This window comes from Stenotrophomonas sp. NPDC077659, from assembly GCF_050268705.1.
Taxonomy (GTDB): Bacteria; Pseudomonadota; Gammaproteobacteria; order Xanthomonadales; family Xanthomonadaceae; genus Stenotrophomonas.
Genome location: NZ_JBNNHG010000058.1, coordinates 1 through 22759, shown reverse-complemented (window position 1 = coordinate 22759; position 22759 = coordinate 1). Strand labels below are relative to the sequence as shown.

Sequence of the window (22759 nt, the reverse complement as noted above, 5' to 3'; positions counted from 1 at the left end):
GTGAAGATGACCGTGGTGATGATGTTGACCCTGCTGCCGGCACTGATGCTGGTGCTGGCTGGACCAGCACTGGTGGCGCTGGCCAAGACACTGGCGAACCTGGGATGACGACGATGCCTGGATTGCGTACCCACTGCATGCACACCGGCCTGGTGCTGGCCCTGGCCACCCTCGGCGCCGGCTGTGCCTCCTCCGCGCCCACCTACCTGCGCGCGCCCAGCCTGGCCGAGCCGACGCCGGCACCGCAGGACAGCCGCAACGCCTACCTGGAGCTGATCCAGCGCATGCAGCAACAGGGCGCGTGGTATGCCTCGCTGGCACACGTGGATGCCTTCCGCCAGCGTTACGGCGACACGCCGATGCTGCGGCTGCTGCAGGCCGACGCACTGCGCGAGACCGGCCAGACCGAAGCGGCCATCGCGCTGTATCGCGGCCTGGACAGTGGCACGCAGGCTGCGGCCGCTGCGCATGGGCTGGGCCTGATTGCCGCCCAGCGCAACCAGGACGACGCCAGCGAACAGGCGCTGGCAAAGGCCACGCAGCTGCAGCCGTTGAATACCGATTACCTGGGTGATCTGGGCTATGCACGCCTGCGCGCGGGCCGCTATGAGCAGGCCCGCGAGCCGCTTGCAAAAGCCTTGGAGCTTGCGCCGGGCAATGCCAAAGCCACCGCCAATCTCGCCTTGTGGGCAGTGCTGCGCGGCGACACCGCCACGGCCGAACGCTTGGCCCAGCAGGCCAATCTCGGTGCCGATACCCGCCGCAGCATCGAACAGCAGGCGCAGCAGATACGTGCCCGCGTGCAGCAGCGTCAGGCGGCGGCAAGCGCTGCAGCGGAGAGCGAACGGGCAAGCGCCAGCGTAGCGACCGCACCGGCACCCAGCCGCGCGCAGCTGGCGGCTGAGCCCCGCCGTGCAAAACGTGATGCCGCACCGGCCAGTGAACTGGCGCGGCTGCCGCCCTCGATGCTGGAACGCTTCAGCACCACCGACCCTGCCTCCGGGAGCACGCCATGACCGCCACGCCCCTGTTCCGCCGCCTGCTGCCCGCACTGGCCGGCACCCTGCTGGTCGCCGCCGCCCATGCACAGCCCGCACAGCAACCGTTGACCGGGCAGATGCTCGGCAGCCCGCCGGCCGCCACCACCGCGCCTACAGCGCACGCACAGGCCCTGCCGACCGTGGACCTGGCCCAGCCAGCACCCCCACCGCCGGCACTGGCCGAGGCACCGCCACCGCCACCACGTGCGTCGCGCAGCGGGATCGGCGATACCACCCGGGGTCTGTTCCGCCTGCAGGCCTCCGGGCAACAAGCCGGTGCGCGCCTGCCGATCCTCGGCGACCAGGCCAGCGCCAGCTATGCGCGCTACATGAAGAGCTTCGATCACGAAATCCCGGATTTCTTCGAAACCGGCGTCGGCAAGGCCAGGTCCGGCGCCGCTTCCAGTCCCTGAGGCCCGCGCCATGAACCGTCCCCGCCATATCGGCTTCCAGCACGCGCGCGGCGGCATGTCCGTCACCCTCATGCTGGTCATGGTCGCGCTGGTGGCCATGATCGGCCTGCTGGAAGTCGGCTTTCTGTTCTGGGCCAAGCGCGATGCACAGAAGGTGGCCGACCTGGCAGCGTTGGCGGGCGCGCAGCGCCTGGACCTGTGCCGCGCCGACAACGCCGACAACACGGCCGCACGGCAGAACGCCACGGCACAGAACCGCTTCCCCGGTACGCTGGCGATCAGCTGCGGCAACTGGAACGCGGCGCACGCACAGGACGATCACTTCGTCGCCACGGTCGATGCGAGCAATCCACGCAATGCGGTGCGGGTCGTTGCCGAACGCAGCGTCGTGCCCTTCTTCGCACAGAACGGCAGCCTGCCGACCCTCCGCGTGCAGGCCGTGGCCATGCGCAGCGAGCCCACCGCAGTCTTCGCCGTTGGATCGCAGCTGCTGCGCACCAACGGAAATTCTCCCCTGATGTCCACCCTGCGCCTGGTCGGGCTGGATGTGAACAATGCCACGGTGCTGTCCTATGACGGCCTGGCCCAGGCCAGCATCACACCCGCCGGCCTGCTGGCTGCGCTGGGGATCCCGGTCACGGCCGACCTGAGCGTGGCCGACTTCAACCGCCTGCTGTCGCTCAACCGCGTGTCGCTGGCCCAGCTGGTGGACGCCACGGCCACCGTGGTCGGCCGCAACACTACAGCAGGTGCGCAGCTGCAGGCGCTTTCCGGCCTGGTCGGCACGCGGCTGGACATCAACCAGCTGAACATCCTGCTGGGCAGCCAGAATGGCGGCGGCGGCCTGTTTGCCGAAGTCATCTCGCCCAATGGCAGCATCGGCAGCGCGCTGGAGACGAAGATCAATGTGCTGGATCTGGTCAACACCGCAATCTCCATCGCCAACGACGGCAACGGTGTGCAGGTCCCCAATCTCAACCTGCTCGGCATCAACGTGCAGGCCGGGGTCATCGAGCCCCCATCGATCGCCATCGGCGGCGTCGGCGCGCGCGCCTACAACGCCCAGGTGCGACTGATGGTGGATGTGGACAGCAACCAGGTGCCTGCGGTGGGTGCCCTGCTCTCATTGCTGGGCACGCGCCTGCGTCTGCCGCTGTATGTGGATGTGACCAACGCAATGGGTACGCTGACCTCGATACAGTGCGGCGCCACCCCACCTGCTGCCACGGTGAAAGTCGATGCATCGGTGCTGCGCGCCTGCGTGGGCACGGTCAATGCCGCCGACCGCTTTTCGAAGAGCAACGTCTGTGACGACGGCCTGCAGAACGCGCAGCTGCTGACCCTGCTCGGGCAGCCGCTGATCAACAACAAGATCGAGCTGTCGGCACTGACCGACAGCCAGAACCTCACCCTGGCCGCTGGCGAGACGGGTTCCACCCGCATCAATCCGCTTGCGCTGGGCGATGCCGTCTCCACCCTGGTCAACGAGCTCCTGCGCGTGCTGTCGAACATGCTCAGTGGCCCACAGTCCGATGCCAGGCAGGCCGCCACCGCGCTGGCTGACCGTTACCTGATCGCCGCACACCCGGCAGGCGGTCGCTACAACGTGGACAATGTCATCCCGCTGCTGACCTCCGGCGATCCCTCGATCGGCCTGGAGGGATTGGGCGCCTGGCCAGCCCCCAACGGCGTGCCCCGCGCCTGCGGCCTGCTCGGCCTGGGTACCTGTTTCGAGCCGGGCACGGTCTGGCAGGCCTACAAGGTCACCGTGACCGGCCAGGGCCTGGGCGCCCTGGATGGGCTGCTGGGCGCGCTCACCGGGCAACTGCTCGTGCAGCGCTGCGACAGCCTGCTTGGCAACCTGCTCAACTACAACAACTGCGTGCGCGACAACCTGGCCTCGTACCTGCAGACCAAACCCGGTGGATTCAACGATCCGGCCGGCGGCGGTGGTGTTTCCGGTCCTGGCCCGGTCAGCTGCTCGGGCCTGTTGTGCACGGTGCTGACACCGGTGCTGGCTGCACTGAAGCCGGTCCTCAACAATGTGGGCGCGCTGCTGACCAACCTGCTGGCCAGCGTGCTGGGCCTGGAACTGGGCCGTACCGATGTCAGCATGCAGTCGATCCAGTGCAATGCCGCCCAGCTGGTGTACTAGGCCCTGCCACCCCCGGTTGGCGTGTGTTTGGCCCATGCTAGACTCGCGGCGGGGAAACACTTTCATCTCAACCACACTTCGTTCGTGGATGGTCCAGACATGCGAGAAACTTCAGGGGGCACCGTCTTCGCCCGGTATCCGCGCGCCGCAGCACTGCTGACTGTGGCCATGATCGTGGTGGCGCCGTCGGCGCTGGCCGCCCGTAGCGAGCGCGAAGCGGCAGCCGAACCGGCCCGCAGCGGCCCGGTGGTGCGCAACACGGTGGACGAACTCAAGCAGTTGATGGATGCACACCAGCTCACCGAGCTGCGCACCACCTACAACGGCAACTACGGCGCCAGCCTGCTGTTCAATGCCACCACCCTGACCTACTACGTGGCGCTGTTCCAGGAAAAGAACTTCTGGCGCGTCATCAGGACCGATGCGGTCGACAATGCCGAGCGTGTGTATCGCACCTTCGTGCAGCAGACCGAGCAGCTGGCCCAGGTGTACATCGACACCACGCGCCTGGAAGCAGGCAAGCGCTACACCGAACGCCTGGTGGCCTACAACGAAGAGCGCCTGCGCACCCTGCAGCAGGAAATGGAACAGCAGCAGGCGCAGTCGGCCCAGGTCAGCGCATCGTTGCAGCAGGCCCAGCAGCAGGCCGTAAGCCTCAGCACCGACGTGCAGAGCACCAACAGCCAGCTCGACGCGCTGCAGCGGCGCATCCAGATCCTGCAGGCCGAACAGGGCAATCCGGAACTGAGCCTGCCCAAGGCCAATGCCTCCGGCAGCCCGGCAGGCAGCAGCGACGGCAACTGAGCTTTCTGCACGGCACGCATGCGACGGCACCTTGGGTGCCGTTGCTGTTTCAGGGCGGCTGGCACGCCAGGCGCAGGGCATCATCCAGTTGCCGGCGCTGCTGGTAGTCGAGGCGGCGGGTGCGTGCCATCACCCGCGCCTGCTCGCGGCGGCCCTGTTGGCAACCTGCCGGATCACGCGCCAACGTGATCAGCGCGCCCAAGGCACCGCTGCTTCTGGCGCGGCGTGGTGTACCCGCGCTTGGCGGCTTTGCCTGCCTGGCCGGTGCCGCCGCTTCAACGCCACGCGACTGCGATGCGTCGGCCGGCACATCCCAGCGCCATTCGGCACGCCCCTGGCACGGCGTCTGCTGGTAGACCGGATGCGCCCCGTCCACGCACTTGTAGACGTGGGTCTGGGCCAGCGCCGGCCCGACCAGCAGCCCTGCCACGATCACTGCCCACAGCATGGTCTTCATGATGCCCCCTCCCTGGCGGTGCCCGCATCGTGGCCCGTTTGCAACGGGCGCGGCCAGAGCGGAACGCGACAGCCCGCGCACCTCAAAAAAGGGGACGGAGGGGATCAAGCCGTTTCTGCATGAACGACTTGATCCCCTCCGTCCCCTTTTCACGATCATTCCGCCTTGGCAGCCTCAGCATTCCACGCCGCCACTTTCGCCTTGGTCTCGGCCAGCATCCGGTCCAGCGCGGCACGGTCATATACGATGCCGCGCAGGATCACGCTGTTGATCTTTTCCGTGGCCGCAATGTCCTGCAGCGGGTTGGCGTCCAGCAGCACCAGATCGGCCGCCTTGCCGCTGGCCACATCACCATAACGGTCCATCTGCCCGAACCACGCCGGGCCCGACCGCGTGGCGGCCGACAGCGCCTGCGGCGCGCTCAACCCTTCCTTCACGAACAGCTGCAGTTCCTGGTGCAGCGCAATGCCCGGGAAGTTGTATGAGTTGAGGAAGCCGGCATCGGTACCGGCGATGATCGTCACACCGGCTTCCTGCAGCATCGGCAGCACGGAGGCCACCTGGTGGTACTGCGCATGGCGCGCCTGGATCTGCGCCGGGGCCGCCTTGGCGGCACGATCCACGCGCCACTGGTAGGTCGCGCGCAGGCCCGGGCCGATGTAGGCCAGGTACGGATCGGTGGCGTGGTCATCCTGGTCGATGAAATCGAGGATGCGGCCCCCATTGAGCGTCGGCGTCACGAACACGCCGCGCCTGGCGAAATCGCGGTACGCGCGCATGGCCGTGTCGCGGTCGAAGCTGGCATCCAAGCGGCGGTTGGCCTCGGCGCGATCAATGCGGCCTGCACCGAAATCAGCGGCGATCTGCGCTTCATCCCGGCTGCCAGCCTTGAAGGCGTAGTCCAGGTGCTCGATCGAAGCCAGCCCGGCATCGACGGCCTGTTCGACCGTCAACGCCATCGGAATATGGCCCGACGCCTTGAAGCCGGCCGTGCGCGCGGCCGTTGCCGAATACAGGAACAGCTCCGGCGTCAGCGTGCTGTCGGTGATCTTCACGAAATCGACCTTGTCGTGCTGCAGGCGGCTGATCGCCCTGTCGACGTCAGCCTCGCTGCCCACTTCGATCGTGCCCCTCCAGACCGGCTTGATGCCTTCGATCTTGGCGCCGGAACTGAGCAGGCGCGGCCCGAACAAGGTGCCCTTGGCAATCTCGCCACGCCATTGCAGCACCTGCTCGGCCAGGTCGCCCGAGCAGTCGCGCACGGTGGTGATGCCATGGGCGATATACAGCGGCAGCAACGCCTTGTTCTCTTCAACCAGCGCCGGGCCGCCACCGAAGTGCACATGCATGTCCCACAGGCCGGGAATGAGGTACCTGCCCTTCGCATCGATCTGGCGGCTGGGGCTCCACTGGCGGCGCAGCTGCGCATCCGGGCCCACGGCGACGATGTCATCACCACGGATCACCACGCTCTGCCCCGGCAGGCTGCGTGCGTGTTCGACATCGATCACGGTGGCATTGCGGATCAGCAGATCGGCGCGTTCGACGGCGGACGCCGGCAGCGGCGCAATGGCAAGAAGGATCGCAAAGAACAACGGACGGGAACGGAACATGGACAGCATCCTGAGAGGCACACCGGGCGTGCGGGGCGGAAGGGGCGGGTTCGGTCGCTGCGCCGCGCTTGCCGGCCCCTGCCCTGCATGGTAGAAGTCGCCACGTGCATCCAGAAGTGAAATGTTCAAATGCAAGGCAGTGCCAAATCGAATAGAACGCTGTTCGAGCTGGATCTGCTGCGTGCGCTGGTGATGGTGGCCGACTGCGGCAGTTTCACCACCGCCGCCACCCGCCTGCATTCCACCCAGTCCACGGTCAGCCAGAAGGTGCGGCGGCTGGAGGAACTTGCCGGGCACCGCCTGCTGGAACGCGGCCATCGCGATGTGCATCCCACCGACGCCGGGCACACCCTGCTCGGCTATGCACGGCGCATGCTTGATCTGAACGAAGAAATGGCCCAAGCCCTGGCCGGCGCCACGGTGGAAACCGCGGTGCGCATCGGTGTGCCGGAGGATTTCGTCAACGCACAGACCACGCGGATGCTGGCGGCCTTCAGCCGCCGCCACCGGCAGGTGAAACTGGAGATCAGCAGTGGCCTGAGCCGCGACCTGGCCCATGGCTTCGACCACGGCGAACTGGACCTGGTGCTGGTGAAGCAGCGCCGCAACAGCCGCCAGGCCGTGCATTGCCGGCGCGAGCCGATGCACTGGATCGACAGCCTGCGCAGCAGCAGCCTGCAGCTGGATCCACTGCCGCTGGTGACTTTTCCGCCACGCGGCCTGTACCGCGACGAGATGATCAACGCGGTGGAGGCACTGGGCCTGCGCTGGCGCATCGCATTCACCAGTTCGTCGCTGAGCGGCATCCAGGGCGCGGTGGCCGATGGTATCGGCATCAGCCTGCTGCCACGCCGCGCGGTGAGCCGCGGGCATCGCATCATCGATGGCGAACGCGGCCTGCCGGTGGTGGACAACTACGAGATCGGCCTGCTGCATCGCCCGGACGCCGATGATGCCGTGCGCGCGCTGGCAGCCGAGCTCTGGCGCCAGGTGCAACGTGAACCGGATTGACCTGTAGATCCACGCCATGCGTGGATGAAGCCATCGCGGCCGCGCGGGCTGAACGGCCAACGAACATCTCGACGCGTTGCCTTCACCATAACAATGAATGCACGGTACTTCTGGCGCTTCCGGCACTCCGCCGCGATGCCTGAACGGGTACCATGAGCGCCTGTTTCCGCTGTGATGCCGTATGGGACCGTCCGACCGCCATGATCGTCTTCGCCTTTGGCAGGCCGCCTCCCTGCTGGCCGCTGCGCCGATCGCCAGCCTGTCTGCTGCCGATGCCGGTGCCGCGCCAGCGCTGCAGGCACCGCCGGGCCAGCAACGGGTCGCGCCGGCGGCGCTGGTTGAACTGCTGCACCAGCGCGTGCTGGCCGGCCCCAGCGCAACCGGCACCCTGGAAACCTGGTGTGCCGAACACGGCCTGGCCGAACAGGCCCGCGTGCGCGCCGTGCGGGTGCATGGCCAGGACAAAGCGGCACCGGCCGACGTGCTGAAGGCGCTGGGCGCCAGCGCCGACACTCCCCTGCGTTATCGCCGGGTGCAACTGGTCTGCGGCACCCGCGTGCTTTCCGAAGCTGACAACTGGTACCTGCCGGGCCGCCTCAGTGCGGCGATGAACCGGGTGCTGGACAGCAGCGATGAACCCTTCGGTCGCGTGGTTGGCCCGCTGGGTTTCCAGCGCCAGACCCTGGCGGACCAGGCCTTGTGGCCGCCGCGCGGAGAAGGCGAGCACGGCGTGATCCTGGAAGTGCGCGCCCTGCTGCGCGACCGCCAGCAGCAGCCTTTCAGCTACGTCATCGAGTCGTACAGCGTGCAGGCGCTGCCATAACGTCACGCCGCGCGGTGCCTGCATCGAAAGCCGCAGCATGCCAGTTCGCTGGCAATGCCGCTTCCACGCAGCATCGATGCATGAACAGATTCACGCGCCCCGCCCATCACGCGCTGCGATTTACAACATTTTTCATGGGCATCGGTCACGGCATTGGAGATCGTGCCCGTATGTACATCGAACCGAACTCTCCCCCCCTTCCTGCGCTGCATCCGGTACTGCGCCGCCACCTGCTGCATCTGAGCCACGGCCCCATCAACCTGCGCACCCTGCAGCGGACCGACCTGCCTGCCTGGCGGGTGCTGCGCGGGCAGCGCCCGGAACCTTGCACCGGTACCGGCCGCACCGATGCCGAGGTCCAGCTGTTCATCGGCATCCAGCGATCAAGGCTGCAGCAGGACAATGACCGCCTGCTGCTGGGCGTGTTCGACCAGATTGATCAGGCCCTGGTCGACCAACTCAGCGTGCGGCTGCAATCGGCGCGCAACCGCAGCGCCGAACTGCAGCCCTTCTGCCAGGGCGACTGGGGCGACGCGGCGCGCTTCGCCCATGTCCTGCAGGCACTATGCCCCTTCCTGTTTGAACAGGTGGGGCTGCATCGGATCTACGTCATGCTCCCGACAGACGGCTCCGCCGCCGGACTGGGCAGCGTGCTGCACGCCGCCGGCTTCCGCCACGAAGGCCTGCTGCGTGACCATCACCTGGGCAATGATGGCTGGGAGGACCGCAACCTGCATGCGTTGACGGCACCCACCTGGCGCAGCCGGCACTCCGCGACGAACTAGCGCATGCGCTCCAGCGCCGAACCTGCACCGGTCAGCACGCTGCAGGCGTGGTCCTGCAGTTCCTCGGCACTGGCGTCGTTGCCCGTTTCGGGATCGAGGCGGGTGGCCAGCAGCACGAAGCCAGGCGCGCCCTGCGCATCGCGATGGCCGGCCACCAGCAGGCTCCAGTTGCCGACGTCGGCTGGACCGCTCAGGTCGAAGGCCAGCAGGTTCAGCGGGTTGGCCGTCAGCTCCGCGCCCGGCAGCAGCCGTGCCTGGTACGGGTGGCCGCGCAGCAGCACCGGCAACGGCGCCCAGTGCAGGGTCAATGCCGCACGCTGCGCCTCCAGCGCCTGCACGACATCGGCACGCAGGCAATCCACGTGAATGTGCAGCTGGTGCTGCGAGCGGCCGTGCGGCGAGTTCAGCGCCAGGCTGGCCACCTCGCGCGGCAGCGGCTGGGCCAATGCCTGCTGGGTGTGGGAGCGGGCCTGCCAGGCGGCGGCGAAATAATTCGGCACGCCCTTGCGGTACAGGCCGGGGCTTTCAATGCCACTGATCTTGTCCAAGGGCATCAGCAGGAACTGGTAGTCACCGTGCGAATCCTTGACCAGCACATCGCGCCGGTCGGCGCCGGACTGTACCTGCAGGCATGCGCCCTGCGGGCCGTCAGCGCCTCTGCAATCGCGTTCGATCAATCGCCACAGCGCATCGGAGTGGGGTGGTGGCGGCGGCGCGCTGGCACAGGCGGCCAGGGCGGTCAGGGACAACAGCAGCAGGAAACGCAGGGACACGGCGGAAACTCGAGTAAACAGGTGCGACGATCATTGTAGAGTCGACCTCGCTCGACTGCTGGTTCGACTGCCCGCCGCGTTCCAGCCGCCCGCTCAGTACGTCCCGAAAGGCACTTCCACGACCTTCGCCGGGCCGTGGCCGGGCACTTGAAGCGTGTACCGGTCCAGTGCGCCATCATCGTCGGCAAAAGGCAGGCGCTGGAACTGCAGGCGGTACCGTACATCGCCAAGGCGCACGCCGTCTGCTTCGGGGTCCAACGCGGCCGCTTCCGGCAGCAGCAGGCCGCCCAGATCGCTGTAGGCACCGGCGACATCGGCAAATGTGTAATCCACCAGTTCGTCCACGCGCTGCATGGCATACACGTGGGGGACGTACGGACGGGCCGGACTGTGACCATTGCTCAGATCATCCACCCCGGCCTGCGCCAGGTGGTACTCCTCACGCAATGCGGTTACGCCCAGAGACGGGCTGGCCACCTGCAGGCAGCACACCGCGCGGCGGCCTTCACGATCAAGGATGACGAAGCGGTCGCCACGCGTGGCTTCCTGCGGCAGCATGCCGAAAGCGAGGTTGCGCTGGGCCGGCTGGTAGCCGGTTTCGGTCTGCAGGTTACGCCAGCCACCAAACATGGCGGCGTCACCGGCCGGGGCGGCTGCCGGCGGATCGACGGCCGCGGCCTGGACTGTCACCGCTGCCAACAGCCATGGCAGCATGGCCATTGCCGCCAACCCGCCCCGTCCGTGACCTTGGCCTGCCTTCATACGGTGCCCCACACCCGCGCCGGAAGCGCCCGGCCTGCCCGTCGGCAGGATGCCGCACGCCCGTCCACTATGCATGGCGCACCCGCCAGCGGCAATGAGCCGGTCGTTGCCGGCGCTGCAGCAGACAGTGCTATGGTGCGGCCATTCCCCTGCAATGGAGCGCCCGCATGACGTCCTACCGCCTGTCCCTGCTGCTTCCGTCCTGCGCCCTGCTGCTGTCGGCCTGTGTCAGCACGCCCGGCCCGCAGGTGAAGGGCAGCGGCCGCTGCGATGCCAGCGCGCTCGGCTGGGCTGTCGGCCAGCCGGCCAACGAAGCGAACATGCGACGCCTGTCCAGCGAAAGCGGCGCCGGCCTGGTCAACCCCATCGGCCCGACCACCATTACGACGAAGGACATCCGCCCCGATCGCCTGCGTGTTTACGTGGACAAGGACAACATCATCACCGCCGCACGCTGCGAATGACACTACTGAAAGGCCGGGCGATGCCCGGCTGCCCGCCTTCCTGTAGAGCCGAGCCATGCTCGGCTGTGCTTAGTCGAGCTTGCTCGAGTGGCCAGGCAAGCACAGTCGAGCACGCTCGACGCTACAGGGCTCACGGTTCGGTATAGCCCGCGCAATCCGGCAGCGCCTGATCCGGCTGGTACGCACCGCCACTGAACCGGAACGTCCGGACATAGGTACACGCCGGATCCTGCTCGGTGCGCAGGTCTTTCTTCTTCAGGGGCCCCTTGGCCAGCGAGTCCTCAAAACGGGAAACACCGGCCGGGAAACGCGTGGCCACCGTCTGGTAACGCAGCACCGGCATGCCCTGTGCCGCAGCATCCAGCGAGAGCTTGGCCGAGAAGCCATACTCATCATGGCAGGCGCCAGCGCGCTGCCTCATGTCCTGCTCGCTGAAGCAGGCGCGGATGTCAGCCTGCCCTTCCCAGGCCACACCCAGCACGTCGTTGTCGATCTGGATGCCGTCGTCCAGGTGCCGCACCCGCGCCAACTGCAGGGTCGATGCACGGGCACCACCACCGGAATACATGCTGCGGACCGTGCTGATGCCACCAACCAGCACGTTCTGCCGTGCACGCTGCTGCGGATCGGCCACCGGCTGATCGGCACCCACGCCGGGCGCGAGGCGCACGATCCACGGCCACAGCGCCAGTTCGCCGTCCTCGGGGACGTCCATCGTCGCGTGCCACGACTGCGGTTGACCCATACCCTGCGCTCGCTCGGTCACCACCAGCGTGGTGGAGCTCTCCCCGGCGCTGGCGCTGGGCTGCAGGGCAACGCACCAGGCATGGTCTGCGGTGCACCGCTGCAGGCGCTCCTGTCCATCCTCATCGGGCAGCAGCACCTGGCCCAGCGGCTCCATCACATTGCCTGCGGCGTCCCGCTGCTGCGGCAGGATCGAAGCCTGGGCCAGCGCCAGCGCGGGCGTGGCCAGCAACGCGGCGCACACGGCGGTGCGGATGACAGCGAAGGGCATGAGCGGTTCCTCCGTGGAGAACCCCGATGGTACCTGCTGCACCCGTTGAGTCGAGCATTGCTCGACTGCTCTTCTCCAAAGGCAGTCGAGCAACGCTCGACTCTACCCGTCTGCCGCAGTCGAGCACGCTCCACGCTAGGGCGCGTGGTGGCAGTCGCAGCCGCCCCACCCCTTGGCTTTCGAGGTGTGCCCGATGCCGGGATTGAACGTGTTGCTCGGGTCGAGCTGCCGATAGAAGCCCGCCAGCGCCGGCTTGGCCGGGTACAGGTGGCCGACATTGTGCTCGGCCGGGTACTCGGCACCACGCTGGTCCAGCAGTGCCCACATCGCGTGCTCGATCGCCATCGGGTCTTCGCCCTTGCGTGCGATGTAATCCTGGTGGAACACGTGGCACAGGAAATGCCCGTAGTACAGCTTGTGCAGCAGGCGCCCATCGATGTCGGACGGCAGCGTCTCGAACCAGTCCGCATCGTCGCGACGCAGGGCGATGTCCAGCGCCACGATGTCCTGTACCTTCGCACGGTGGACTTCGCGATAGCGCACCGCCGCACCGGCGACCGCAAAGCGATGCAGGAACGCCTTGCGCCCCTCCTCCGCCGTGCAGTGGAAAAAGCCGCCTTCGTGGCCTGCGAAGAAGCCGCGCAGCCAGGCTTCGGTCTCCGCTGCGTCCTGCGCGGAAACCTTCAGCAGCAGGTGGTGCTCGTAGCGCTGGCGGAACTCGCCCATGCGCTTGGGCAGATGCGAAGGCAGCAGGCCGGTGAGCACCTGCATCACCCGGTCGGTCACACCACGCAGGCCCAGCCGCTCGAACCAGCCATCCACACGACTCTTCAACGCGAATGCCGCCGGCACGCGCGCGGTACCGAGGCGATCAATCAGCAGGAACGTGTCCTTGCCATAGCGCTCGCCGATGTCATAGGCATCGCGGTGGATGTATTCACCGGCAATGGGCAGGCGCTCGAAACCGGTCAGCAGCTGACGCCGGATCGCAGTGAGGCTGTCGGTGCGGTTGCTGCCGATGTAGAAGACCTCGGCGGCTTCCTTTTCGAACGTATCCAGGCGCACGGCGAATACGGCCAGCTTGCCGGCCGAACCCGCGGCTTCGTAGTGACGGCCGGGATCGGCGTTGAAACGTGCCGGGGTATCGGCATCGACCCTGCGTACTTCCTCGGCATAGCGTGGATCGGAAGCCGCACGGCCGTCGCCAGTGCCCACATCTGCAGCGGTGTAGTCACCGGCCTGCAGACGCTGCAGGATCTGCTCGGGCGTATCGCCCAGCGCGATACCCAGATGATTGACCAGCTGCAGCCGGCCCTGCACATCGACCTGCGCGTAGAGTGCCAGTTCAGTGTACGCCGGGCCACGGCGCACCAGCGCACCGCCGGAGTTGTTGCAGATGCCACCCAGCACCGAAGCGCCAATGCACGACGAGCCGATCACCGAATGCGGTTCGCGCCCCAGTGGCGCCAGCACCTGTTCCAGCCGGTCCAGTGTTGCGCCTGGCAGGCACAGTACCTGGCGGCCGTCGTTCAACAGCTGGATGCCGGTCAGGCGCAGCGTGCTGACCAGCACGATCGGCCGACCATAGTCATCGCCGTCCGGGGTCGAGCCGCCGGTCAGGCCGGTGTTGGCCGCCTGCAGGATGATCGCCGCCCCACCCTGCACCGCCGCCTGCAGCACGCGCCACATTTCCAGCAGCGTGCCCGGGCGCACCACGGCCAGCACCGGGCCATCGCCGAAGCGGTAGCCGCGGCGAAAGCGCCGCGTGGCCTTGTCGCCGGTCAGTACATGGCGGCTGCCGACCGCGTCGCGCAACTGCGCCAGCATCGCTTCGTGACTGCTCACGGCAGGCTGACCAGTGAATCGCGGCCGATATCGGCGATGCGACGCGCGCCGGTCAGGGTCATCGCCACGCGCATTTCCTTGGCAATCAGGTCCAGCAGGTTGGCCACGCCGGCCTCGCCCTGCGCAGCGAGCGCATAGACAAAGGCACGGCCCAGCAGCACGGTGTCGGCGCCCAGCGCCAGCATGCGCACCACATCCAGGCCAGTGCGGACGCCCGAATCGGCCAGGATCTTCAGGTCGCCCTGCACCGCGTCGGCAATGGCCGTCAGTGCGCGTGCGGTGGACAGCACGCCATCCAGCTGGCGGCCACCATGGTTGGACACCACGATGCCATCGGCACCGAACTTCACCGCATCACGCGCGTCGTCCGGGTCGAGGATGCCCTTGATCACCATCGGGCCCTTCCAGAATTCGCGGATCCATTCCAGGTCCTTCCATGAAATGGACGGATCGAAGTTGCTGCCCAGCCAGCCGATGTAGTCCTCCAGCCCGGTCGGGTTGCCTCGGTAGGTGGAGATGTTGCCCAGGTCATGCGGGCGCCCGAACAAGCCCACGTCCCACGCCCAGTGGGGATGGGTGATGGCCTGGCCGAAGCGGCGCAGCGAGGCATTCGGACCGCTCATGCCCGAATGCGCGTCACGATAGCGCGCGCCAGGCACCGGCATGTCCACAGTGAACACCAGGGTGGTCACGCCTGCTGCCTGCGCGCGCTCCAGCGCATTGCGCATGAAGCCACGGTCGCGCAGTACGTACAGCTGGAACCACATGGGCCGCTGGATGGCCGGCGCCACTTCTTCGATCGGGCAGACCGAGACAGTGGACAGGGTGAACGGAATGCCACGACTGTCGGCAGCACGCGCGGCCTGGACCTCGCCGCGCCGCGCGTACATGCCGGTCAGGCCGACCGGTGCCAGCGCCACCGGCATCGCCAGCGTCTCGCCGAACAGCTCGGTTTCCAGGCTCAGGTCGGACATGTTGCGCAGGATGCGCTGGCGCAGCGCAATGTCGGACAGATCGGAAACATTGCGCTTCAGCGTGTGCTCGGCATACGCGCCGCCATCGATGTAGTGGAACAGGAACGGTGGCAGCCGGCGTTGCGCTGCGGCACGGTAATCGGTGGAGGCGGAAATGATCATGGGGTCAACCGGAAGTAATCAGCCGTGCGGAGAAGGTAGACGCGAAGCGCGCGCACGCCGGGCTTCGTTGTCATCGAGCGTGCGCAGCGTGGTATGCACGAATTCAAGGTGGGCATGGGCGGCCGCGCGCGCGCGCTCGGGGTCGCCGGCCAGCACCGCGTCCATCATCTGGCGATGCTGGTCGGACAGCGGCGAGAACGTACGGGCCGAGGTGTAGAGCTTTTCGCGGCTCTGCGAGATGTTGGTCTGCAGCAGCTCGAACAGCCCGCGCATCACCTGCAGCAGCACCAGGTTGTGCGATGCCTCGGCGATGGACAGATGGAAGGCCGCATCGGCCTCGGCCTCGCCGGCCGGATCATCCTTGCCGTGCGCATCCATCATGGTCTGGAAGGCCTGGGCGATACGCGCACGGTCCTCATCGGTGGCACGCAACGCGGCATGCCAAGCGGTGGCACCTTCCAGCGCGTGGCGGATCTCGAGCACGTCGAAGCGGTATTCCGGATCGCCCTGGAACAGCGGCAGGTACAGTGCCAGCGGCTCGTCCAGCGCCTGCCGGGCCCGCGCGGCCGGCTCGGCCACGTAGGTGCCGCCGCCTACACGTGCGGTCAGCAGCCCCTGGCTGGCCAGCTGCGCGATCGCCTCGCGCAGCGCGGTACGCGAAACCCCAAGCTGCACCGCCAGCGCACGCTCGGCCGGCAGCCGCTCGCCCGGCTGCAGCTGCTGTTCCTGCACCAGCGCGCGCAGCTGCGCGGCCACCTTGTCCGAAACCCGTTGCATGCTCATGGCGCCATTGTCACCCGAACCGCACGAGGCTGGAGAAGCAGAGCGGGCATGGCTCAGGGAATCATCCACGTCAGCCAGTAAGCCTGGGCCAGGGTGATCAGGCCGACCATCGTGGTGAACACCAGGCTGTGCTTGACGGTGAAGCGGAACAGGTCCGATTCCTTGCCTGCCAGGCCCACCGCCGCACAGGCAATGGCGATGGACTGCGGGGAAATCATCTTGCCGGTCACCCCGCCGGTGGTGTTGGCCGCCACCAGCAGCACATCGGACACCCCGATCTGCTGGGCGGTGGTCGCCTGCAAGGCAGAGAACAGCGCGTTGGAAGACGTGTCCGAGCCGGTCAGGAACACGCCCAGCCAGCCCAGGAACGGCGAGAAGAACGGGAACGCATCGCCGGTGTGGGCAAGCGCCAGGGCCAGGGTGGCCGACAACCCCGAGTAATTGGCAATGAAGGCGAAGGCCAGCACCATGCCGATGGAATAGATCGGCACGCGCAGCTCGCGCACGGTCTCGCCGAACGTCTGCACGGCGGCCTTGGCCGGCATGCGCAGCGCGAGGATGGCGATCACCGCGGCCAGGATGATGGCCGTACCCGTGGCCGAGAACCAATCAAACTTGTAGATCGCCTCGTAGCTCAGCGGCGCCGGGACGATCGGCGGCATCTTCTGCACCATCTGATCCAGGCCCGGCACCGGAATCTTCACGACCCAGCCTTCCAGTGCGCCGCCGCTTGCGAACAGCGCCTTGAACGGCTTGATGCTCCACAGGGTGACCATCGCGGTGAGGATCAGGAACGGCGACCACGCCTTGGCGATCTGGCCCACGCTGTAGCGTGGCGCGTCCAGTGCCTGTACGGCAGCCTCGGCGCTGGTGGCGGTATCGAAGCGGAAGATGCGCACCGGCTTCCAGCGGCGCAGGAACAGGGTCAGGCAGACCAGCGAGGCCAGAGAGGCGGTGATGTCCGGCAGTTCCGGGCCAATGAAGTTGGAGGTCAGGTACTGGGCGATGGCGAAGGAGCCGGCGGCCACCAGCACCGCCGGCCAGGTTTCCTTGATGCCACGCCAGCCATCCATGATCGCCATGATCCAGAACAGCACGATGATCGTGAGGAACGGCAGCTGACGGCCAGCCATCTGCCCGATCTCGAACGCATCCAGCCCGGTGACCTGCCCGGCGACGATGATCGGAATGCCCATGGCACCAAAGGCCACCGGGGCGGTGTTGACGATCAGGCACAGGCCCGCGGCGTAAAGCGGCTTGAAGCCCAGCCCGACCAGCAGCGCAGCGGTGATCGCCACCGGCGCGCCGAAGCCGGCTGCACCTTCCAGGAAGGCGCCAAAGGCGAAGCCGACCATCAGCATCTGCAGGCGCTGGTCTTCGGTGACCGACAGGATCGAGGCCCGGATGATGTCGAACTGCCCGGTCTTTACCGAGACCTTGTAGAGGAACACCGCGCCGATGATGATCCAGGCAATCGGCCACAGCCCGTAAACGAAGCCGTAGCCGGCCGCGCCCAACGCCTGCGCCAGCGGCATGCGGTAGAACAGCAGGGCCACTCCCAGCGCGGTGGCCACGGTGAGCGTGCCGGCCAGCCAGCCCTTCATGCGCAGTACGGCCAGTGCGACGAAGAAGAACACGATCGGCAGCAGCGCGATCAGGCTGGACAGCCACAGGTTGCCGGCGGGGTCGTACAGGTGTTGCCAGGGCTGCATGGAAGCTCTCGACTGGGGGCGGGTTCACCACCGAAGGGGTGGGGCGTTGCGGCCACCCCGGCATTGGTACGACCAATACTGAAATGGATGGACCACAGGACGCAGATTCAACCGCCCATCGTGCAAAGATGCTATTAGACCATAGCGTTACGAGGATTAATGGTACGACCATTTTGGCCTATCTATTCCGGGCCGGATCCCCACCGGGGCTCCGGCCCGACCCGCGCACATCACTGCGCCAGGTAACCCCCATCAATTGCGTAATACGCACCCGTGGCGAACGAGGCATCATCGCTGGCCAGCCAAGCGACCAGTGCCGCCACTTCTTCCGGCGTGCCCAAGCGCTTGAGCGCGTGACGCTCTTCCAGCGTTGCCCGCACCTTGGCGTCCATCTTGTCCAGCAACGGCGTGGCGATGAAGCCTGGACCGACCGCATTGATGCGGATGCCATCGGCGGCGTGTTCCCAGGCAGCCGTCTGGGTCAGCCCGACCACGCCATGCTTGGCCGCCACATACGCGGTCGAACCGGCGTAGCCCACCTGGCCCAGAATCGAGGCCATGTTGATGATGCTGCCGCCCCCGCCTGCCGCGCGCATCGCCTGGATCTGGGCACGCTGGCACAGGAACACGCTGGTCAGGTTCACATCGACCACACGCTTCCAGCCATCCACCGGATAATCGCCACTGCTTGCAGCCGGGCCGCCGATGCCGGCGTTGTTCACCGCAACGTTGATGCTCCCCAGCTCGTTCACCGTGCGCTGCACGGCTGCTTCCACCGCGGCTTCATCGGTCACGTCCAGGGCAATGCCGATGGCCTGTACGCCTTTGGCCTTCAGGGTCTGCACGGTGGCATCCACCGCATCCTGTTTCAGGTCCCACACCGAGATGCTGGCACCCGATGCAGCGAGCAGTTCGGCTACGGCCAGGCCGATTCCGGATACACCGCCGGTCACGATGGCGGTCTTGCCTTTCAGCTGGTAATCAATCATCTGTGTTCTCCACGTGTGGGTCAGCCTTGCGGAACGCGTCCGCCTGCTGGTGACGTTACGCCCGTGTGTGTTAGGGACGTGCCATCTGCGGCGCCGCGCGGTGGCTGCCCGTTGCAACGATCCTTCCCATCACTGCAACGCATTGGCCCCTATGCTCCAAGCCACACCTTCCCTGCCACTGGAACCCTCGATGAACCCTGCCGCCGAACTGCTGTTCACGCCCACCCGCCTTGGCGACATCGCCGTGGCCAACCGCATCGCCATGGCACCGCTGACGCGCAACCGCGCCCTGCCTGACCGTGTGCCCTCGCCGCTGGCCATCACCTATTACCAGCAGCGCGCCAGCGCCGGCCTGATCATTGCCGAGGCCACCCAGATCAGCGCGCTCGGCCAGGGTTACCTGGATACCCCGGGCATCTACAGCGACGCGCAGGTGGCAGGGTGGAAGCCGATCACCGATGCGGTGCACGCCGCAGGGGGCCGTATCGTGCTGCAGCTCTGGCACGTCGGCCGCATTTCCCACACCAGCCTGCTGCCGGACGGCGAAGTGCCGGTGGCCCCCAGTGCGATCCGCGCCAAAGGCAAGACCTTCACTGCCAATGGGTTTGAAGATGTGTCCGCGCCGCGCGCGTTGGCCATCGAAGAGATTCCGGCGTTGATCGAGGAATATCGCATCGCCGCACGCAATGCGATTGCCGCCGGTTTCGATGGTGTGGAAGTGCACGCAGCCAACGGTTACCTGATCGACCAGTTCCTGCGCGATGGCAGCAACCACCGCAGCGATGCCTACGGCGGCAGCATCGAGAACCGCACGCGCCTTCTGTTCGAAGTGGTCAATGCCGTGGCCGAAGCCATCGGCGCTGCCCGCACCGGCGTGCGCCTGTCGCCGGTCACGCCGGTCAACGATGCACATGACAGCAACCCGCAGCCGCTGTTCGACCGCGCGGTGGAACGGCTGGACACCATCCAAGGGCTGGCCTTCATCCACGTGATCGAAGGTGCCACCGGTGGCGACCGTGACAACATCGCGTTCGACTATGCAGGTCTGCGCGCGCGCTTCCGTGGCCCGTGGATCGCCAACAACGGCTACGACGCCGCACGCGCCGGACGGGCCGTGGCCAGCGGCTATGCCGACATGGTGGCCTTCGGGCGTCCGTTCATCGCCAACCCGGATCTGGTGGCGCGCCTGCGCAGCGGTGCCGCGTTGGCCGACCTCGACCCGGCCACGCTGTATGGTGGCGGCGAACACGGTTACACCGATTACCCCGCACTGGGCGCATGATCCATTGTCACCGGCCCGTCGCTGTGGCGGCGGGCCGGCGCCAGAACTTTCCTCCCCCGCTGAGCGGCCGATCGGCATCCCCGGTTTCCCCTCAATACACCGGCAGATCGATGTAACTGGCCTGCGCGGTGCTGTGCCAGACCCGCTGCGTGGCCTTCTGGTAATCACCCGGCTTGGCCAGGTAGATGTTCGGCACGTAGGTCTGCGGGTTGCGGTCGTACAGCGGGAAAAGGCTGGACTGCACCTGCACCATCACCCGGTGCCCCTTCTGGAAGGTATGGTTGGCGTTGGGCAGGTCGAAGCGGTAAGGCAGCACCTGGTTGGCCGCCAGCGGCTTCGGATCAATGAAGCTCTCCCGGTAGCGACCACGGAAGATCGCCAACGAAACCGGCAGCTCGTAGCCGCCCATCTCCGGCGTCGATGCCTCCTGGTCGGGATAGACGTCGATCAGCTTCACCACCCAGTCGCTGTCGGTGCCGCTGGTCGACGCCTGCAGGTGCACCACCGGCGCGCCACCGATGCGCAGCGGCGCGTTCAACGGCTCGGTGATGAAGGTCAGCACGTCCGGGCGACCATCGACGAAGCGTTGGTCCTTGACCAGCCAGGTGGTCCACATGTCCCGGTCCGCGAAGCGCACCGGCCGTGGCACGAACGGCACCGGCTTGGCCGGGTCGGACACATATTCCTCGAAATCCCCCTCCCCCGCCGCCGGCGCCTGGAAAGCCAGCTTGCCGCCGGCGCGCAGGTACAGCGGCCTGCTGCTGGAGGCACAGCCCTTGTCGCAGCTGCGCGGCCAGCCCTGCAGGCGGTCCCAGTGGTTTTCACCGGTGTTGTAGATCAGCACCGGCGGCGTATCGGCCTTGGGCGCCCCATCCACCAGGTACTGGTCGAAAAACGGCTTGAGCACGTCGCGGCGGAACTGCAGCGCCGTATCGCCGTCGAACTTCAGCGCACCCAGCGTGTCACCGGTGTAGTTGACCTGGCTGTGCCGCCACGGGCCCATCACCAGGTAGTTGAGGGTGTTGCCGATGTCGCGGCCCTCCATCGCCTGGTAGGCATGGTTGGCACCCCACATGTCCTCTTGGTCCCACAGGCCCTGCAACCACATCGTCGGCACCTTCAACGGCGTCTTCGCCATCACCGCGTCCAACGCCTGGCCCTGCCAGAAGCCGTCGTAGGCCGAATGCTGCACCAGCTTCTTCCACCAGGTCAGCTGGTCCACGCCGGTGAAGCGCGCGTAGTCACCGGCCGAACCGATGCGCAGGAAGGTGCTGTAGTCGTCGTATCCGAGGCTGGGCAGCGGCGTACCCTTGCCACGCTTCTCGGTCTGCATCGCAAAGTAATTGAAATTGACCTGGCGGAAGGCACCGTAGTTGAGCCAGTCATCGCCCATCCAGCCATCGACCATCGGGCTTTCCGGGGCGGCCACCTTCAGCGCGGGATGCGGATCGGTCAAGGCCATCACCACGGTGAAGCCTTCATAGGACGAGCCGAGCATGCCGACCTTGCCGTTGCTTTCCGGCACATGCTTGACCAGCCAGTCGATGGTGTCCCACGCGTCGGTGGAGTGATCGACCTTGGTGTTGTTCAACGGCCCGCGCAGCGGCCGGGTCATCACGTAATCGCCTTCGGAACCGTACTTGCCACGGATGTCCTGGAACACGCGGATGTAGCCGCCATCGACAAACACCTCGTCGCCCTGCGGCAACAGGTCGCGCATGCGTGGCGAATCGCTGCGGCTGGCGCGGCCGGCCGCATCATAGGGCGTGCGGGTCAGCAGGATCGGCGCGTTGTGCGCGCCCCTGGGCACCACGATGACGGTGTAAAGCTTTGTGCCATCACGCATCGGCACCATCACCACACGCTTGTCGTAATCGCGGCCGACATCCGGGGCCACGAAGGGCTTGCCGCTGATGTCCGGCGTCATCGGCGGCGTATCGGCGGCCAGCACCGTGCTGGACAGGCAAAGGGCGATGGCTACAGCAACGGCACGCACACGCATGGAGACCCCTCCCGGCAGGAAAGATCCAAGCGTACTCCTGCCCTGCGCGCTGAAGTGTGTGCAGGCTTTGCGTTCTGCGCTGGATACAGGCAGGACTGATGACACATGTGCCGCCGTCGGTAGTGCCGGCCGCTGGCCGGCAGAACCCTCACACCACCGCCACCTCATGCACCGCCGCCAGCGACTTCCGCAAGGAAAGCATGGATCAGCGCAGCACCTGCTCCGCCAGCTGCACGTCCACCGTCAGCAGCGGCTCGGCCGCCGTGCGCGACAGCTGCACCTGGTAGGTGCCGCCCTCGATCTTCCACTGGCGTGCCTGCGCATCGTAGTGGGCCAGCGTCTTCGGCTCGGCTTCGATGCGGATGCGGCGCTGTTCGCCCGGCTGCAGCTGCACCTTGTCATAGCCGATCAGGCGGATCGGCGTGGTGCTGCCGGCCGGCAGTTTCAGGTACAGCTGGGCCACATCGGCACCGGCGCGCTTGCCGGTGTTGCGGATGTCCACGCTGGCGACCAGGCGCGAGCCTTCCACGCTCACCTTGAGGTTTTCATAGGCGAACGAGGTGTAGGACAGGCCATGACCGAACGCGAAGGTGGGCGTCAGGCCCTTGGCCGCCATCCACTTGTAACCGACGTTGGCGCCTTCGATATCGAAATCGAACACGTCGCCGAATTCCTTCTTCGGCTTGAAGCCCAGGCCGTCGATGTGCGGGCGCGGCAGCTGCGACTCATCCACCACCCAGGTCACCGGCAGGCGGCCGGAGGGATTGACCTGGCCGGTCAGCAGCGCAGCAATGCCTTCGCCACCGCGGATGCCCGGGTACCAGGCCTGCAGCATCGCCGCCCGCCGGGCCTTTACATCTCCACCTGCGAAGGGCTTGCCAAGGGCGGCGCGCTG

General features: G+C 66.9%; 21 protein-coding genes. 9 read left to right on the top strand and 12 right to left on the bottom strand.

Translation table 11 applies throughout. The features are described from left to right. Positions 1-113: 113 nt before the first annotated feature. The 4 genes from ACQKDV_RS10440 (at position 114) to ACQKDV_RS10425 (ending at position 4412) form a co-directional block, all read left to right on the top strand. Positions 114-1016 carry a Flp pilus assembly protein TadD gene (locus ACQKDV_RS10440; RefSeq protein WP_427783685.1) on the top strand — a complete coding sequence of 301 codons (903 nt, stop codon included), beginning with the start codon at positions 114-116 and terminating at the stop codon, positions 1014-1016. Then, entirely contained in the window at positions 1013-1453 is a 441-nt protein-coding gene (locus ACQKDV_RS10435) for a DUF3613 domain-containing protein (protein ID WP_427783684.1), read from the top strand. Before ACQKDV_RS10440 ends, ACQKDV_RS10435 begins: the two co-directional genes overlap by 4 nt. 10 nt (positions 1454-1463) lie before the next feature. Further along, entirely contained in the window at positions 1464-3608 is a 2145-nt protein-coding gene (locus ACQKDV_RS10430; RefSeq protein WP_427783683.1) for a TadG family pilus assembly protein, read from the top strand. A gap of 99 nt (positions 3609-3707) precedes the next feature. Next, positions 3708-4412: a DUF2968 domain-containing protein gene (locus ACQKDV_RS10425; protein ID WP_427783682.1), complete on the top strand. Its 705-nt coding sequence runs from the start codon at positions 3708-3710 to the stop codon at positions 4410-4412. Between the two features lie 49 nt (positions 4413-4461). Here the strand turns inward: ACQKDV_RS10425 and ACQKDV_RS10420 are convergent, their stop codons facing one another. Beyond that, positions 4462-4869 (bottom strand): hypothetical protein, encoded by a 408-nt coding sequence (locus ACQKDV_RS10420; RefSeq protein ID WP_427783681.1) that lies wholly within the window; start codon positions 4867-4869, stop codon positions 4462-4464. 155 nt (positions 4870-5024) lie between these two features. After that, on the bottom strand, positions 5025-6482 hold the full coding sequence (locus ACQKDV_RS10415) for an amidohydrolase family protein (RefSeq protein ID WP_427783680.1): 1458 nt from the start codon (positions 6480-6482) through the stop codon (positions 5025-5027). A 129-nt stretch (positions 6483-6611) separates the two neighbouring features. Between ACQKDV_RS10415 and ACQKDV_RS10410 the strand changes: the two genes are divergently transcribed. From ACQKDV_RS10410 to ACQKDV_RS10400, 3 genes are all read left to right on the top strand, one after another. Beyond that, on the top strand, positions 6612-7493 hold the full coding sequence (locus ACQKDV_RS10410) for a LysR substrate-binding domain-containing protein (protein WP_427783679.1): 882 nt from the start codon (positions 6612-6614) through the stop codon (positions 7491-7493). Positions 7494-7674: 181 nt separating this feature from the next. Then, positions 7675-8316 carry a hypothetical protein gene (locus ACQKDV_RS10405; RefSeq protein ID WP_427783678.1) on the top strand — a complete coding sequence of 214 codons (642 nt, stop codon included), beginning with the start codon at positions 7675-7677 and terminating at the stop codon, positions 8314-8316. A gap of 80 nt (positions 8317-8396) precedes the next feature. Continuing rightward, positions 8397-9101, top strand: coding sequence for a GNAT family N-acetyltransferase (locus ACQKDV_RS10400; RefSeq protein WP_427783677.1), 705 nt, complete (start codon positions 8397-8399; stop codon positions 9099-9101). On the opposite strand, the gene ACQKDV_RS10395 is transcribed toward ACQKDV_RS10400, so the two are convergent. Further along, a complete protein-coding gene (locus ACQKDV_RS10395) occupies positions 9098-9874 on the bottom strand; it encodes a CDP-diacylglycerol diphosphatase (protein WP_427783676.1) in 777 nt (258 codons plus the stop codon). The two genes, ACQKDV_RS10400 and ACQKDV_RS10395, sit on opposite strands and share 4 nt — an antisense overlap. 93 nt (positions 9875-9967) lie before the next feature. Continuing rightward, positions 9968-10594: a decarboxylase gene (locus ACQKDV_RS10390; RefSeq protein ID WP_427783675.1), complete on the bottom strand. Its 627-nt coding sequence runs from the start codon at positions 10592-10594 to the stop codon at positions 9968-9970. 209 nt (positions 10595-10803) lie between these two features. Here ACQKDV_RS10390 and ACQKDV_RS10385 point away from each other — a divergent pair, with 209 nt between their 5' ends. After that, the gene (locus tag ACQKDV_RS10385; protein ID WP_427783674.1) at positions 10804-11100 is read left to right on the top strand and encodes an I78 family peptidase inhibitor; all 297 of its coding nucleotides are present in this window, start codon (positions 10804-10806) and stop codon (positions 11098-11100) included. Positions 11101-11230: 130 nt separating this feature from the next. Here the strand turns inward: ACQKDV_RS10385 and ACQKDV_RS10380 are convergent, their stop codons facing one another. From ACQKDV_RS10380 to ACQKDV_RS10355, 6 genes are all read right to left on the bottom strand, one after another. Beyond that, entirely contained in the window at positions 11231-12115 is an 885-nt protein-coding gene (locus ACQKDV_RS10380) for a hypothetical protein (protein ID WP_427783673.1), read from the bottom strand. A 135-nt stretch (positions 12116-12250) separates the two neighbouring features. Further along, complete coding sequence (gene dld / locus ACQKDV_RS10375; protein ID WP_427783672.1) at positions 12251-13960, bottom strand: D-lactate dehydrogenase; 1710 nt, start codon at positions 13958-13960, stop codon at positions 12251-12253. Next, a complete protein-coding gene (gene lldD / locus ACQKDV_RS10370; RefSeq protein ID WP_427783671.1) occupies positions 13957-15096 on the bottom strand; it encodes an FMN-dependent L-lactate dehydrogenase LldD in 1140 nt (379 codons plus the stop codon). The genes dld and lldD overlap by 4 nt, the downstream gene beginning before the upstream one ends. Before the next feature lie 18 nt (positions 15097-15114). Further along, entirely contained in the window at positions 15115-15879 is a 765-nt protein-coding gene (gene lldR / locus ACQKDV_RS10365; RefSeq protein ID WP_427783670.1) for a transcriptional regulator LldR, read from the bottom strand. Between the two features lie 53 nt (positions 15880-15932). Then, positions 15933-17591: an L-lactate permease gene (gene lldP, locus ACQKDV_RS10360; RefSeq protein ID WP_427783669.1), complete on the bottom strand. Its 1659-nt coding sequence runs from the start codon at positions 17589-17591 to the stop codon at positions 15933-15935. Between the two features lie 230 nt (positions 17592-17821). Next, complete coding sequence (locus ACQKDV_RS10355) at positions 17822-18580, bottom strand: SDR family NAD(P)-dependent oxidoreductase (RefSeq protein WP_427783668.1); 759 nt, start codon at positions 18578-18580, stop codon at positions 17822-17824. A 190-nt stretch (positions 18581-18770) separates the two neighbouring features. Between ACQKDV_RS10355 and ACQKDV_RS10350 the strand changes: the two genes are divergently transcribed. Next, entirely contained in the window at positions 18771-19862 is a 1092-nt protein-coding gene (locus tag ACQKDV_RS10350) for an alkene reductase (RefSeq protein WP_427783667.1), read from the top strand. 91 nt (positions 19863-19953) lie between these two features. Here the strand turns inward: ACQKDV_RS10350 and ACQKDV_RS10345 are convergent, their stop codons facing one another. Continuing rightward, on the bottom strand, positions 19954-21864 hold the full coding sequence (locus ACQKDV_RS10345) for a CocE/NonD family hydrolase (protein ID WP_427783666.1): 1911 nt from the start codon (positions 21862-21864) through the stop codon (positions 19954-19956). A 205-nt stretch (positions 21865-22069) separates the two neighbouring features. Continuing rightward, a partial coding sequence (locus ACQKDV_RS10340; RefSeq protein ID WP_427783665.1) for a fibronectin type III-like domain-contianing protein occupies positions 22070-22759 on the bottom strand: 690 nt, incomplete at its 5' end.